Annotated in this window: 15 protein-coding genes; 12 read left to right on the plus strand and 3 right to left on the minus strand. The window is 67.0% G+C overall.

Annotation, left to right across the window (positions count from 1 at the left end; translation table 11 throughout):
* The first annotated feature begins 218 nt into the window (after positions 1–218).
* On the plus strand, positions 219–1703 hold the full coding sequence (locus EAO77_RS28515; RefSeq protein WP_147991215.1) for a PE-PGRS family protein: 1485 nt from the start codon (positions 219–221) through the stop codon (positions 1701–1703).
* A 65-nt stretch (positions 1704–1768) separates the two neighbouring features.
* On the opposite strand, the gene EAO77_RS28520 is transcribed toward EAO77_RS28515, so the two are convergent.
* Positions 1769–2431 carry a helix-turn-helix transcriptional regulator gene (locus tag EAO77_RS28520; RefSeq protein WP_147991216.1) on the minus strand — a complete coding sequence of 221 codons (663 nt, stop codon included), beginning with the start codon at positions 2429–2431 and terminating at the stop codon, positions 1769–1771.
* A gap of 57 nt (positions 2432–2488) precedes the next feature.
* Here EAO77_RS28520 and EAO77_RS28525 point away from each other — a divergent pair, with 57 nt between their 5' ends.
* The 3 genes from EAO77_RS28525 (at position 2489) to EAO77_RS28535 (ending at position 5767) form a co-directional block, all read left to right on the plus strand.
* Complete coding sequence (locus EAO77_RS28525) at positions 2489–3361, plus strand: aldo/keto reductase (RefSeq protein ID WP_147991217.1); 873 nt, start codon at positions 2489–2491, stop codon at positions 3359–3361.
* Positions 3362–3900: 539 nt separating this feature from the next.
* The gene (locus EAO77_RS28530) at positions 3901–4578 is read left to right on the plus strand and encodes a hypothetical protein (protein WP_147991218.1); all 678 of its coding nucleotides are present in this window, start codon (positions 3901–3903) and stop codon (positions 4576–4578) included.
* A 181-nt stretch (positions 4579–4759) separates the two neighbouring features.
* Entirely contained in the window at positions 4760–5767 is a 1008-nt protein-coding gene (locus EAO77_RS28535) for an ImmA/IrrE family metallo-endopeptidase (protein ID WP_187283458.1), read from the plus strand.
* 267 nt (positions 5768–6034) lie between these two features.
* Here the strand turns inward: EAO77_RS28535 and EAO77_RS28540 are convergent, their stop codons facing one another.
* Complete coding sequence (locus EAO77_RS28540) at positions 6035–6973, minus strand: hypothetical protein (RefSeq protein WP_147991220.1); 939 nt, start codon at positions 6971–6973, stop codon at positions 6035–6037.
* 365 nt (positions 6974–7338) lie between these two features.
* On the opposite strand from EAO77_RS28540, the gene EAO77_RS28545 reads away from it, so the two are divergent.
* A complete protein-coding gene (locus EAO77_RS28545; protein WP_147991221.1) occupies positions 7339–8574 on the plus strand; it encodes a helix-turn-helix domain-containing protein in 1236 nt (411 codons plus the stop codon).
* Between the two features lie 51 nt (positions 8575–8625).
* Positions 8626–9132, plus strand: coding sequence for a flavoprotein (locus EAO77_RS28550; RefSeq protein WP_261994183.1), 507 nt, complete (start codon positions 8626–8628; stop codon positions 9130–9132).
* 136 nt (positions 9133–9268) lie between these two features.
* On the opposite strand, the gene EAO77_RS28555 is transcribed toward EAO77_RS28550, so the two are convergent.
* A complete protein-coding gene (locus EAO77_RS28555) occupies positions 9269–9658 on the minus strand; it encodes a GntR family transcriptional regulator (RefSeq protein ID WP_147991222.1) in 390 nt (129 codons plus the stop codon).
* A gap of 517 nt (positions 9659–10175) precedes the next feature.
* On the opposite strand from EAO77_RS28555, the gene EAO77_RS28560 reads away from it, so the two are divergent.
* The 6 genes from EAO77_RS28560 (at position 10176) to EAO77_RS28585 (ending at position 12843) form a co-directional block, all read left to right on the plus strand.
* Positions 10176–10625 carry a transcriptional regulator gene (locus EAO77_RS28560; protein ID WP_147991223.1) on the plus strand — a complete coding sequence of 150 codons (450 nt, stop codon included), beginning with the start codon at positions 10176–10178 and terminating at the stop codon, positions 10623–10625.
* A gap of 89 nt (positions 10626–10714) precedes the next feature.
* Complete coding sequence (locus EAO77_RS28565; RefSeq protein WP_147991224.1) at positions 10715–10978, plus strand: DUF6284 family protein; 264 nt, start codon at positions 10715–10717, stop codon at positions 10976–10978.
* Entirely contained in the window at positions 10975–11259 is a 285-nt protein-coding gene (locus EAO77_RS28570; RefSeq protein WP_147991225.1) for a DUF6303 family protein, read from the plus strand. Before EAO77_RS28565 ends, EAO77_RS28570 begins: the two co-directional genes overlap by 4 nt.
* The gene (locus EAO77_RS28575) at positions 11256–12257 is read left to right on the plus strand and encodes a DUF2637 domain-containing protein (protein WP_147991226.1); all 1002 of its coding nucleotides are present in this window, start codon (positions 11256–11258) and stop codon (positions 12255–12257) included. The genes EAO77_RS28570 and EAO77_RS28575 overlap by 4 nt, the downstream gene beginning before the upstream one ends.
* Positions 12254–12592: an RRQRL motif-containing zinc-binding protein gene (locus tag EAO77_RS28580; RefSeq protein WP_147991227.1), complete on the plus strand. Its 339-nt coding sequence runs from the start codon at positions 12254–12256 to the stop codon at positions 12590–12592. Before EAO77_RS28575 ends, EAO77_RS28580 begins: the two co-directional genes overlap by 4 nt.
* Complete coding sequence (locus tag EAO77_RS28585; protein ID WP_147991228.1) at positions 12589–12843, plus strand: hypothetical protein; 255 nt, start codon at positions 12589–12591, stop codon at positions 12841–12843. Before EAO77_RS28580 ends, EAO77_RS28585 begins: the two co-directional genes overlap by 4 nt.
* The last annotated feature ends 103 nt before the right edge of the window (positions 12844–12946 follow it).

A 12946-nucleotide genomic window follows, 5' to 3' on the forward strand; every position in this document is an offset into this window, starting at 1 on the left:
GCCTTTTGGCCGTAAGGACCGAACCGGTACGTGGCTCAGCCCCGTGATCGGTGTGGTCGACGCTCTGCAGAGAGGGCCACACCGCCCCGACGGGCGAGCGCCTCAGCACGGCGGGGGTGGCGCCGGCTCAGGTCCCGGCCCTGCCCCGGCCGGATTCCCCGTCCACGAAACGAGTTCCTGCACGCAGCCCGGCAGAGCCGACCTGGAGGATGGTGTCCATGACATTCGAAGACGTGGTGGAGCCGGTTGAGGGCTGGGGCCTCCTCGGCTTCAACCGGGCGGCACCCGAGGAACTGCTCGTCCGGTTGCTCGACATCGATGCCCGCTTCCTGTGGCGCGAGGACCTCCCTGCCGCCGTTCTCGATGCCGCGGTCACCCACCCGGGCCAGGACATCCGCAGCCGGCTCGTCGAAGCGTCGCACGAGTTGACCTCGGACCAGTGGGGCCGTCTCGTCCGTGCGGAGACGAGCGGTGCGCGGCGGGCCCTGCTCGTGGAGAAGGCAGTCCGGTGGCGCGCGACGCTGTCCGCGGCAGATGCCGAGGTGCTCGCCGCCGACGTATCCCCGCTGGTCCGGGCCGAGGCCGCCGGGCTGCGTCTTCCTGTCCCGTTGCTCCGCGCTCTCGCCGCCGACCCGGTTCCCGCAGTCCGGGCCGCTGCCTGTGCGCCGGCCTGGAGCCAGCTGTCTCCGCCTCTGCGAGAAGGGCTCCTCACCGATGCCGACGAGAACGTTCGTACCGCTGCCTGGCTCCGGCACCACCAGGACCATCTGCTGGACGGGGCCGGGTTCGAGCGTCTTGGCGGCACAGCCGGCAAGGCCCTGGACGCCTGTCGGCTGGCGCCCGAACTGGCCGTGCGGCTGGCGCGGCACGAGGATCCGGCCGTGCGGAGGAGGCTGGCCGACAACCCCCGTCTCGCCCCGGCGGCCGTGGCCGTACTCGCCGAGGACGAAGACGATTGGATCCGGCATGTCATCGCACTGCGGTCCGACCTGACCGAGGAGCAGCGGGCCGCGATCCGCGGCGTACCCGATCCGGACGAGGGGCGCCCCCTGGCCCTGTCCTGGGTCGCGGACCTCCACGGCGACCCCGCGGCCATGCGCCGGCTCGCCGCTTCCAGCCACCCCTGCGTACGCAGCAGTGTCGCCCGCGCCCGGCACCTGCCGCAGGACGTCGTCGAACGGCTCGCCCGCGACGAAGACCGGCTCGTGCGTCTCTACCTCGCCGAGTCCTGCGACGACGCGCCGCCGGACATGCTCCTGGAGATCTGGCACTGGTGGGACGGCAGCTTCAGCTTCCCCGGCCGTCCGCGCAACCACCCGAACTTCCCCCGCGCCGGTCTGCTCCGCTACGCCGCCGACCCGGACCCGAGGCTGCGCCGACTCGCCCTGGACGATCCACAGTCCACGCCCGAGCTGGTCGAGGAACTCAGCCGGGACGCAATCGCGGAGGTACGGCAGGACGCGGCGCAGGATCCCAGGCTCACTCCCTCAGCAGCGGTACGCCTGCTGGCCGACCCGGATCCCTCCGTGCGGGCCTTCGCCGCCCGCAACCCCGCCCTCCCGCCGGACGTCCTGCTCCGGCTGCTGAAGGACCCCGAGACCGCCGAGGACGCCGCCAGGAACCCCGCACTGCCCGTGCCCGCGATGCACCGGATGGTCGACCTCCTGGCGAAGCGAGCGGCATCGGCCGCTTCCCCGATCTGATCGGCAGTCGCCCACTCGCCGGGACGGACCCGATCTCGTTCCCCTTTCCGGTCGCCCTGGCATTGTCAGGTGTCCGAACGCCGGCCGAGGATCTCGCGGGCCCGCAGGCCGGCCTGGAAGCGGGATCGCGCGTCCAAGGCGGTCATGAGGGCGGCGACCCGCCGGCGGTAGGTCCGCAAGGACACTCCCAGCCGACGGGACGCGGCCTCGTCCGTATGACCGGCCGCCAGGGCCCGCAGGACGGCCCGCTCGGCGTCGCTGAGGAGGGGCAACGGCACACGGTGGTACGCGGCGAGGTCCGCCGAGGTCTCCCAGGCCGTCTCGAACAGGGCCCTCACCCCCGCCACCACTCCCGGCTCCTGCACGACGTCGTACGTACGGGGCCCTCCCTCGGTGGACCGCGGGGCCGCCAGCACCGCGAGGCGCCCGTCGACGACGATCGCCTCGTGGGCCGGGGGCGCGGGCGAGATCCGGATCTCCGCGCCGGCCTTGCCGATCCGGTCGAGCAGCTCCTGCCCACCGGGGGCCCGGAGGACGCCGGGCCCGTACAGCTTGCGCACCACGAGCCCGGCCGGGAGGGCGCGGGGCGCGCTCGGAACGGCGGCCGACCACGTCCCGGTCTCTCCGGCGGCGCAGAGGAACTCCTGCCGTGCCCCCGCGAACAGGGCGCCCGCCCGCCGCGCCAGCTCTGCCTCGCCCCGTAGCGTCACGATGCCTCTCGCCGTCATGGCACCAACCTGCCAGTCGTTCGCCTTCGGCACGAGGCTTCCCGAGGATCTGGGGACATGACCACGACCCGTGAGAACCTGCCCGTCGCCTTCCTTCTCGGCGGAGACCTCCCCGTCACCCGCATGGGCTTCGGCGCCATGCGGCTGCCAGCCCGCGAGATCGCCGGACCGGCGAACGATCCGGAAACGTCGGCGGCCGTGCTGAGGAGGGCGGTGGAACTCGGCGTGAACCACATCGACACCGCCTGGTTCTACTTCCACGGCGGCCTCTCGGCCAACGGCCTGATCCGCCGCACCCTGCACCCCTACCCCGAGGACCTGGTCCTGGCGGCCAAGGTCGGCCCGGTCCGGCACCCCGACGGCAGCTGGGGCGCCCCGGCCGACCCCCGGGAACTCGTCGCCGGTGTCCACCGCACACTGCGGCAACTCGGCCGGGACCGCCTCGACCTCGTCTACCTGCGGCTCCACGAGGACGACGACGAAACGGCGGCCGAGCGCTTCGCCGCCCTCGCCGCCCTCCGGGAGGAGGGCCTGATCCGCCACCTGGGCCTCAGCAACACGACCCTTTCCCAACTCGCCCGGGCACAGCAGATCGCCCCGGTGGTGGCGGTGCAGAACATGTACGGCCTCTTCCACCGCCGGCACCCGGAAGTCCTCGACGCCTGCACCCGGCAGGGCATCGCCTTCGTCCCCTTCTTCTCCCTGGAAACCCTGGGCCGCCCCGAACCGTCCGAGCTGCTCGCCCGGATTGCCGCCCGGCACGAAGTGACCACGGCACAGGTCAAACTCGCCTGGACGATGGCCAGGTCACCGGTGGTCCTCCCGATCCCCGGCACCTCCTCGGTCGCTCACGTGGAGGACAACATCGCGGCAGCCGACCTGCTCCTCGACCCCGAGGACCTCGCTGCCCTGGACGCGCTGCCGGCCTGAGTCGCGGATCCGGACAACGACGAAGCCCCAGGTCACCGACCTGGGGCTTCGTTCACGAGCGGATGACGGGAATCGAACCCGCGCTATAAGCTTGGGAATCTTGTCCATCTGTTCCAGTCGGGGCCCTGACCTGTGGTGATGGTCCTACGGGCACGCTGGCAAGCCTGTAGACGCTCCTGTGATTCACCGCTGCTGTCCGTCATAGGTGGTGCTAGGTGGTGCGCCTCCCAGAGCGGCAGTATCACGTATACCAGGGCTGCTCCATCGTGCACGTCCGTCCGAAGCAGGCAGGCACTGAGCCGCTCACGGTGACGCGTAGACACGTTCGACGGCGCTGGAGCGGTCGGCGCCGAGCGAGACGAACAGCGTCAGGGGTCCTGTAGCTACGACACTGCCGCTGTCAGCGGCCCCTGCTAGCTTGCCAATAGACCTGTCGTCTTGACCTCGCGGGCAGATCCTGATGGCGACAGAGCATCTCCAACAGGACCAACAAACGGACCACTTGACACCCATGTGGGTTAACTGCTGAAATTTTCTCCATGAACCCACAGTCGTGGCTTGACGCGTTCGTCGGACGCAACGAGGTCGACCTGGCGCGCATGCGCGGGTACTTGGAGGACAGCCTTGCTGCTGCGGCAGTCCTCGAACGCAAGAAGCGTCCCCACCCGCGGCGCGTTGAAGGCAACGTCCTCTCGATGGAGGTCCGGGACCGCGTCCTGCTCGCGGCAGACAGCCCTGTGTTCGAGTCCGGCAAGTTTCGTCTGCGGCCCGGACCCAATCGGTCAGTCGGCCTGGAGGAGAGAACGTCCGGCGTCCTGCTGCGTATGCGGAAGATCAAGGAGTCTCCCATCGCGCGCTTTGGTGGGGAGACTGTCGTGCAGGTTCCCTATCAGGCGGCGTTTGACGAAGTCGACGAGCCACAGGTGGGCGCCCTGTCACCTCTCAGGCACGGCTACGTGCCGGCGCTCGTCTGGTGGATGGACAAGAGCGACCTTCTCGGCGGTTTCCTCGTTGTCGTACTAGACGACGAAAAGAGCCTCAATCGCTCGCCCCTGATCGCCTGCGCGAAGGCTGAGGTGCCTGCCTTGGCGACTCTGTCGCGCGGTAACGTGAACCCGAGCGTCCAGCATGTAAAGGACGACTTCGACAACCTGGTCGCTCCGCGCCGTCCGAGGCGCGAAGCCGGAGGAGCGGAGGGCGCGCAGCCAAGCGTCTGACCCTCGACGTGACGTTTGGAGATGGTCTGCTGTGGCTGACACAGTTTCTGTTTACGGGCATCGTGTTCGACAGGCCAGGACAATTCGCCACAGCCCTATCAAGCCACTTGCCAGCCTTTTGGGGCTGTCTCCGTCGGCCTGGACGGCGCTGGAGAGATCTGTATGCCACGACATGTCGAGAATGCGACTGCGAGCCCTGGCTCAGCATTTGCGCTTCCGTGAGGAATTCTTCACTAAAGAGCCGAGCCAAGCGATCCATCGAGGATCTCTTTTGTTTCGCTCAAAGAAGTCTATAAGAATGGCAGAGGTTGATGCTCTTACCTCTTTTGCTGAAATGTCTTATGAGCTTCTAGAAAACCTGAGCGCGTATGCCACTCGTCCTCCATTGAGGATCCCGGCGAAAGTCAAGTCTGACATTACACCAGAAAACGCCGCCCGTGAAACCCGGGCAGCTTTGGATCTTCCAGAGGGAGATCCAATCCCTCACGTCATTCATGCAGTTGAGCGTGCTGGCATCCCCGTCTTGATGGCAGATATTCAATTGCCCGATGCGAAGCATGATGCGTACAGCGTGTGGGGCGGAGACTTTCACGAGCAGCCGCTTATAGTCGCTAGGCCGGTTAACTCATGGGAGCGCGTCAGGTGGTCAGTTGCACACGAGTTGGGGCACCTCGTTCTACATCGCGGAACGCCTGGTGATGTGAATGAAGAAGAAGCCAATCGATTTGCAAATGAATTCCTCTATCCATCGAGCGCCCTGCTCCTTGAGTGGCCTGAAGGTCCTACTCTCACATCTCTGATGCCGCTCAAGCGGCGGTGGCAAGTTTCTTTGGCGGCGCTGATTAAGCACGCCCAGAATAATGAGCTAATTGAGGACTATCGCGTCACAGGGCTCTTCAAGCAGCTGTCTGCGCGGAGGGATCCAAACACTGGCGTTACTTGGCGAATCCAAGAGCCTGGCTGGTCGGATCAGCAGCCAGAGCGGCCGAGGCTAATCTCTGCGATGGCGGAGCGTGGACTAGAACGTACTCCCTCGGCAGAGCTTTTCTCCTCACTTACAGGTTGGGCTGTCGACCTGATGGAAAGCATCGTGGAGGGTCAGCGCAGCGCTCCCGCTGTTGAGCAGATGCGAGCCAAGCAATCGAATGACTCATTGCCTGGAAATGTAGTTGCTCTGAGGCGTGCTTAGCCTTTTAGATCAACCATTATATCTGCTCCATACCTGCATCAGCGGTCCGCTTCATCCGGTGTCGAACCGCACAGTGTGGAGCGGGCGAGCATTGGGATGCCGACGCTCGCCTCTGCCTAGAGCGAGGGTGGGTTGAGGGGACTGTGGGGCCACTCCGCGCCATGCGTGCCGTTTTATCGCGCGGCAATCGACGCTCGCTCTCAATGCGCGTGCGACGTAGCCGCGGTTGCGTTGCATGGAGTGAGCGCGGGGTCGGGCATCGCGGTGTCAGGCGACCGAGTCAATTCTTGCGAAACATGCTTCCTGAATCGCATCCAGAAAGATTAGAACGTCCTTCGCTGCATTCTTGTCGTGCTCCAGCGCTACAATTGACTCTTCCATGGCTAGCGCTAATTCGGCTACAATGTCGCCGGGGAGGAAAGGCGTGCCAAGCAGGCCGTATCCGGTGTCAACGTTAGTCCATAAATCTAGGCTCACCAGATCCCAACTCCTGCGTGCGGAATTTAGTCTGTCCTCTATATTTCCGGTATTCCCGGGGATTGCTGCCAAGTCCCGCTTGAGCTCTTGAACGTTGCCATATAGTTGAGTGGACAATTTGCGCAGCCGTGTCCATGTTTTATGGCCCGTAGCGATTGCGGCGACCCCGAGGGTTACGACAACAGGAACGAGGAAAGTCGGGCGACTGGTAAAGGTCAGGGTGTACACGGAAAGTCCTGCGAAATAGAATCCGGCGCAGTTGGCTACCGTTCGAGTAATCACTGCCCGCCAAATTTTTGACCCGAGTAGCTTGAGCAAGACCGCCCTAGGTGGATCGTTTGGCTCAGCCCATTGTGCGACGAATGGCAGCAACCCCCAAGCTAGCATCATTGATAAGGTGTGGGGAAAATGCACCGTGATCCCGTCAGGCTGATTGAGGATCCCGCCGAGCACTTTCCAGCCGTAGAGTAGCAATCCTAAGACGATGATGGCCCAAACCGTCAGTTTCGCTGACTCCCAGTACTTTTTCCATCCGCTATCCCACTTAAGGGAAGCCCACAGGCGAATTCGTTTTGGAGTCTGCCAGCCATTGGAAATGCCTCGCCAGGACTTAGCGCCACGGACGGCAAGCGCTAGCCCGCCGAAGAACAACGCCAGGCCAGCCCAATGCCGCGATTCGCTATAGAGTTCGTTGCCCCATACGTTGGCTGCGAACCCGATAGGGAGCATTATGCGCCAAACGTAGATTCGGGGGGTAGGAGTGCTCAGACGTAAACGGGACATGGGTCTAGTGTCGCTAGGGGTGGGGTACGCGCGCGGCCTACTTGATGCAAATCAGAGGTTGAGGCTGGCACTGAACTGATCGTGGGACGGCCCTGGCTTCGACCTGTCAAGCCAGTGGGGGCGGGTCTTCAGGGGGCTGCCGCGTCGGTGGATCGGCTAGTGGAGCAGATGGCAGAGGTGGACAGTCTGTCCGGGTTGAGGTGCTGAGGGTCCGCCATCCTTCTCCTTAGAGGGCCTCGAACGTGCCTACCTGGCGCGCGGGCAACTCGGTACCGTGAGGCCGGCACCTCGACAAAGGGAGGCAACACGCAATGCGTGGTCTCGGAGATCACCTCAGCATCGGGGAGCGAATTGCGTTCTACCGGAAGCGTCGCGGCTATACGCAGGAGGTGCTGGCTGGCCTTGTGGGCCGCAGTACGGACTGGCTCGCGAAGATCGAGACTGGTCGGCGGAAGCCCCCGCGCATCGACATGCTCTCGGAACTGTCGCGCATCATGCGCGTACCTCTCGGCGATCTGCTGGGGCAGACGTTGCTCGTCGAGGACGACAGGCACCAGGACGATGTCCCGGCCGTCCGCGACGCTCTCATGAGTCCACGTCGCCTGTCGCGACTGCTGTTCGGTGCGGAAGCCGACTCGCAACTCCCAACGCCGGCCCCGGTGGCCGTACGCGTGGAAAGCGCCTGGGACGACTACCAGGGCGGGCGTCTCGGGAGCGTCATCGCTGCGCTGCCGGCGCTTCTCCAGAGTGCTCAAGAGCTGGAGGATCGTGCTGCTCGTCGGGACGACGACTGCCGTGACTGCTGGGCGGTTTCCGCCCGGACGCATCACCTCGCGGCGACGACGCTCGCCAAGATTGGAGAGTCGGATATCTCGTGGCTCGCTGCCGAGCGCGCCATGAGGGCCGCCGATGAGTCCGACAACCCCCTCGTCTTGGCGTCAGCCGCTCGGGCCGGCACCCATGCGCTACTGGCCAACGGGCGTTACGACGACGCCCTGGAGTTGGGCAACACCACTGCTCGGTGGCTGTCGACCCGAGTCGAGCAGAGCGACCCCGAAGCGCTCAGCCTGCTCGGCATGGTCTACCTGCGGGCCGCTGTTGCCGCGGCCCGGCACCAGGACCGTCCGACTGCCGTCGGCTTGCTCGATCGCGCTGATGCGCTGGCGGACGACCTTGGATCGGATGAGAACTACTGGCAGACGGGCTTCGGTCCGACGAATGTGCTTCTGCATCGGCTGTCCATCGAGCTGGACCTGGACAACGTGTCGTATGTGGTTGCGCATGGTCGGATCGATGTCGATCACATGCCGCAGGAGCGCAGCGTCTCGCACCGGATCGACTTCGCTCGTGCTCTTTCGATGGCAGGTCAGGGTGACGAAGCGTTGGGGGAGTTGCGCACGGCTGAGCTCACGTCGCCGCAGCTTGTGCGGAACAATCCCAGGGTTCGAGAGACGCTGCGCGACCTGATCAAGCAGTCTCCGGTCACAGGAGGCTCGCGCGCGTCAGATGTGGTCGCGATGGCGCAACGATGCAGGGCGGTGCAGTGAGTGGCTGAGCAACGCGGAGTGCTTGGAGTGGTCGCCTCGGCGGCCGGCGGCGTGGAGCATCTCCGGTCCGGGCTGGTCCGGCCTGCGATTGAACGCGGATGGCGAGTGGCTGTCACTCTCACTCCGAATGCCGGCCGGTGGCTGCGCCTGAGTGGTGAAGCCGAGCGGTTGCAGGAACTGACCGGGCTGGCCGTGCGCGACGAACCTCGCCTTCCCGGTGAGGATCGTCCGCACCCGCCGGTGGACTGCTATGTGGTGGCGCCGGCTTCAGCGAACATGATCGCCAAGCTGGCGCTTGGACTGATGGACAACCAAGCTTTGACTCAGGTAGGCGAGGCGATTGGGACACAGGGTCTGCCGGTGGTGGTGTTCCCCCGAGTGAACGCCGCGCACGCGCGTCACCCGGCATGGGAGGGGCACATCAAGGCACTGCGGGTTGGAGGCGTTCGGCTGGTTTACGGATCTGAGTGGCCGCTCTTCGAGCCGCGAGAGGCCCCTGCTGGAAGGGGCCTTCCGTGGGCGGCAGTGCTGGACGCAGTGGACCAGGCCATGAAGTGACCCCGGTCAACGCTGCTGACCTGCAACCTAAGAGGACCCGGACACTCTGTCCGGGTCCTCAGTTGGTTCCGACTTCATGCTCTTCCGCATGTCAGGAATCAGCGAGCAACCGAGAGACCAGAGCGGGCTGGTGGCACTAGCCCGGCTGAGGCTTCTCGCTGCCGACGATGCGCTCAAGTCGATCAAGGCGCTCGCCCAGCAGTCGGAGTGCGTCGTGGATCGAGCCGAGTTCATCGGCAAGCGCGACGAACGCGGGACTGCTACCCGGCTCAGTACCGAGTGGAGTCGAAGGGTCGCGGACGAAGGTCCCTCGCCCCTGCTGGGTGAGCACCAGTCCTTCGTCACGGAGTTGGCCGTAGGCGTTCTGCACGGTCATCAGCTGAACGCCCAGTTCCTTCGCAAGCTGACGGGCGGGGGGCAGTCGGTCGCCCGGGCTGTACTTGCCTGCCGGCGCCGCGATGTCGGACCGGAACCTGGCGGCGATCTCCTTCGCGGTCGGCTTGGCCGTTTCGGGGCTGGAGTCCATGGCTCCGAGAGTAACCGGACCTAGGTCAATCTCCGCTTCAGCGCGAGTACCGCTTGACCTTCAGATTGACATAGGTCAATCTGAAGGAGGGGGAGCGGCCCAGCACTTCAGGTCCCCTCCCCATGCACAGCACTGGCTTGACCTGCACGGAAGTCCCGGAAGGGACCGCATCTGAGCTCCGACAACTGAACAGCGTGATCCACCGCAGCTTCACGGTCGTGATTCCTCCGGCCGAGGCGAGTGGAGACCAGCCGACCGAGACTGGGCCCGCGTCACACCCGGGCCCTACACCCCGTAGGGGGACACGCCAGCGGCTCTAAGACCCGCGTGGCATCTGCCCCGATCACCCCTGGGAACCAGACCTCCCCGAGGCGAGGGGCACCACGCGTACCGGAGGTCTGAATCAACCAGCGTCCGCCGCCTGTTGTCGGCGGCCGGTTGTCTCCGCTGCTCGTCTTGTACGAGCAGCGTGAGGGGAGCCGGAAGGGTTCCGCCCCTGCTACCTGGGAGTTTCCGCATGGACGCTGCCTTGTTCGCTGCGGTCTTCGTCGTCTTATGGGTCGGGCATTCGGTGGGGGACCACTGGGTGCAGACCTCGCACCAGTCGTGCACGAAGGGGGCGCCGGGCTGGCCCGGGCGCCTCGCCGCCGCACGGCACGTCGCCACCCTCACTACCACCAAGGGCGTGCTGCTGCTCGCTGCCGGGTGGCTGCTCGGCCTCGGGCTGTCCGCGGCCGGCGTGGTCGCCGGGCTCGCCGTGGACGCCCTGTCGCACGGTTGGGCGGACCGGCGCACGACGCTGGCCCGACTCGCCGCGGTGACGGGCAAGGGCGAGTTCTACCGCTTGGGAGCTCCGCGCCCGGGCCGGGACGACAACCCGCACATCGGGACCGGCGCCTATGCGCTGGACCAGTCCTTCCATCACCTGTGGCTGCTGGTCGCAGCGTTGCTCATCGCCACCGTCTGACCCATCCGCCCATGCACGGCGCGCGGCCCCGGAGGTGCAACTCCGGGGCCGCTGTCGAGCCGTGAAACCTGTTAGGGAGACCACGACTCATGAAGTCCATCGTCGCACGTCAGATGCTTGTTACCGCCACCGATCCGGACCGTGAGCCCACGGCCGCCGAGCTGGACGCGATCGACACGGAAATGCCGCTCATCGCCGCGGAGGTCGAGCTGCTGGACGCACGGATCACCCTGCTGGACCGCACCCCCACGCTGCTGGACGAGCGCCGTATCCGCCGGGCCCGCCGCCGGGTGCTCGCCGCCCGCCGGGCGCTGGCCAACCGCCCCACGGGCGCGGTCGGCGGTGCCGCGTGACGGCGGCCGGCAGTCTCACCGCGCAACTGTCCGCAAGCCGGGTGACCGGCCGGTGGCGCCTGTACGTCGTCCTCCTGGGCGCGCCCGTCTGGCCGACCTACGACTTCGACGGCCCGACCGTGCCGACCGTTCAGGAGCGTTCACGGGCGCTCACCGCGCTCGGCTACGTGTTCACGGACGGGCCCGACTGGGAGTGGACCGAGGACGTCACGCCGGACGATGACCCGGCCGCCCCGGTCGTCCTGATCGCCGCCACGAGCGTGCGGGAGGGGTCGCCGTGAACACTGTTCAGATCCGTTCAGCCGAGCGCGCTTTGAGCGTCGGGACGTGGCTGATCGTGGCCGGGGCGATGCTCTACTCGATCCTCACCGTCACCCCGCTGATGGCCGCCCACACCCCCGACGGGTGGAAGTGGACGGCCCCCATCCTCCCCCTCGTGGTGGACGCCGCGGTCGTCATCGTGGTGCGGCTGGACTCGGTCCTCGCCCGCCTCGGCGGCGACGGCGGCCGGTGGCCCGTCGTACTCCGCTGGCTCACTGGCTGCATGACCCTCGCGCTGAACGTCACCGACTCCGCGTTGAAGAAAGACCTGGTCGGCGTGGCCGTGCACGCGGTCGCACCCCTGCTGCTGATCGTCACCGCAGAGACCGGACTCGCCTACCGGCGCGCCATCACCGCCGCCGTCACCCGCCTGGAAGCCGAGCAGCGCGCCGAGCGCGAGGCACGCGAGCAGGCGGCCCGGGAACGCCGGGAAGCGGCCGAGGCCCAGGCCCGCCAGGAACGCGAGCACGCCGCCACAGAGGCGCGTGAACAGCGCGAGCACGAGGCCCGCCTCGCCCGTGAACAGACCGAGCGGGAAGAGGCCGCACGGCGTGCCGAGCGGGCAGAGAGGGCCGAGCGGGAGCGGGCCGAGCGGGAGGCCCGTGAACGCCGTGAACAGATGCGTGAACAGCAGCAGCGGGAGGGTGAACGCCTCGCCCGTGAGGCTGAACAGCGACGCGAAGCCGAGCGCCTGGCACGCGAGCAGGCGGCCCGCCGGCAGCAGCAGGAAGCCGCCGAGCGCGAGGCCCGTGAACGGGCCGAGTTGCTCGCCGGTGGGCCCGTGAACGAGAAGCTGCCCGAGCGCGGCGCCCGCCAGGTCGTGCATGCGGCGTTCGGTGAAGGGCTTCCGGTGAGGGCCGCCGCGGACCTGTGCGGCTGGTCCATCGGCTGGGTCTCCGCCCGATACCAGGAGCACCGCGACGGCACCGGTCTCGCGCTGGAAGGGGCGTCGTCGTGAGTGCGCTGCCGGTGTTCCGGTGGCGGCTCGCCCCGGACGGCTACGCCACCCGCCGCCAGCTCCGCGCTCTCGGGCTTCGGCCCGGCGGGCAGGACGTCGCCGCCGAACTCCAGCGCCCCCGCAGACGGCGGGAACCGCTGATCGCCTACCTCTACCGCATCGACCGGGCCAAGCCCGTCCGCCCGATGACGCCGGCGCGCCGGGCGGCCCTCTCCAAGGCGAACGCCGCGCAGCGCGTCTGCCCGGCCTGCCGGCGGGACGCCGGATACCGGATCCCGCGCTCGCTCGGCATGTGCACCCCCTGCCACGACGGACCGACAGGAGTCCCCGCGTGACCACCCACACCCAGCAGCAGACCACCCCCGCGCCCGCGCCGGCCGACCGGCGGCACGGCTCGCACCAGTACGTGCTGACCCTCGCCAAGACGGGCGGGGGCATGGACACCTGGTACGGCACGATCACCCCGACCGAGCACGACCGCCGTCACGACGTCTTCCTCGCCCTGCGCAAGCACATCGTCATGCGCGACCCCGCGTTCGCCGGGGCGCACGTCGTCTTCTTCTCCCTGGAGCCCAACGGGCTCTGACCTGCACCACCTCGCCCACAGCACAGGCCCGCACGCCACCGCCTCCAAGCAAGCGCGTGCGGGCCCTGCTGTTCTCCGCAAAGGAGTGCACACAGCATGACGA

This window comes from Streptomyces sp. T39 (assembly GCF_008042045.1).
In the GTDB taxonomy this organism is placed as follows: Bacteria; Actinomycetota; Actinomycetes; order Streptomycetales; family Streptomycetaceae; genus Streptomyces.

Coding starts and splice junctions, on each gene's coding strand:
- EAO77_RS28535 (WP_187283458.1), top strand. CDS start 4,760: ATGCGACTGCGAGCCCTGGCTCAGCATTTGCGCTTCCGTGAGGAATTC.
- EAO77_RS28545 (WP_147991221.1), top strand. CDS start 7,339: ATGCGTGGTCTCGGAGATCACCTCAGCATCGGGGAGCGAATTGCGTTC.
- EAO77_RS28520 (WP_147991216.1), bottom strand. CDS start 2,431: ATGACGGCGAGAGGCATCGTGACGCTACGGGGCGAGGCAGAGCTGGCG.
- EAO77_RS28515 (WP_147991215.1), top strand. CDS start 219: ATGACATTCGAAGACGTGGTGGAGCCGGTTGAGGGCTGGGGCCTCCTC.
- EAO77_RS28525 (WP_147991217.1), top strand. CDS start 2,489: ATGACCACGACCCGTGAGAACCTGCCCGTCGCCTTCCTTCTCGGCGGA.
- EAO77_RS28555 (WP_147991222.1), bottom strand. CDS start 9,658: ATGGACTCCAGCCCCGAAACGGCCAAGCCGACCGCGAAGGAGATCGCC.
- EAO77_RS28530 (WP_147991218.1), top strand. CDS start 3,901: ATGAACCCACAGTCGTGGCTTGACGCGTTCGTCGGACGCAACGAGGTC.
- EAO77_RS28565 (WP_147991224.1), top strand. CDS start 10,715: ATGAAGTCCATCGTCGCACGTCAGATGCTTGTTACCGCCACCGATCCG.
- EAO77_RS28560 (WP_147991223.1), top strand. CDS start 10,176: ATGGACGCTGCCTTGTTCGCTGCGGTCTTCGTCGTCTTATGGGTCGGG.
- EAO77_RS28540 (WP_147991220.1), bottom strand. CDS start 6,973: ATGCTCCCTATCGGGTTCGCAGCCAACGTATGGGGCAACGAACTCTAT.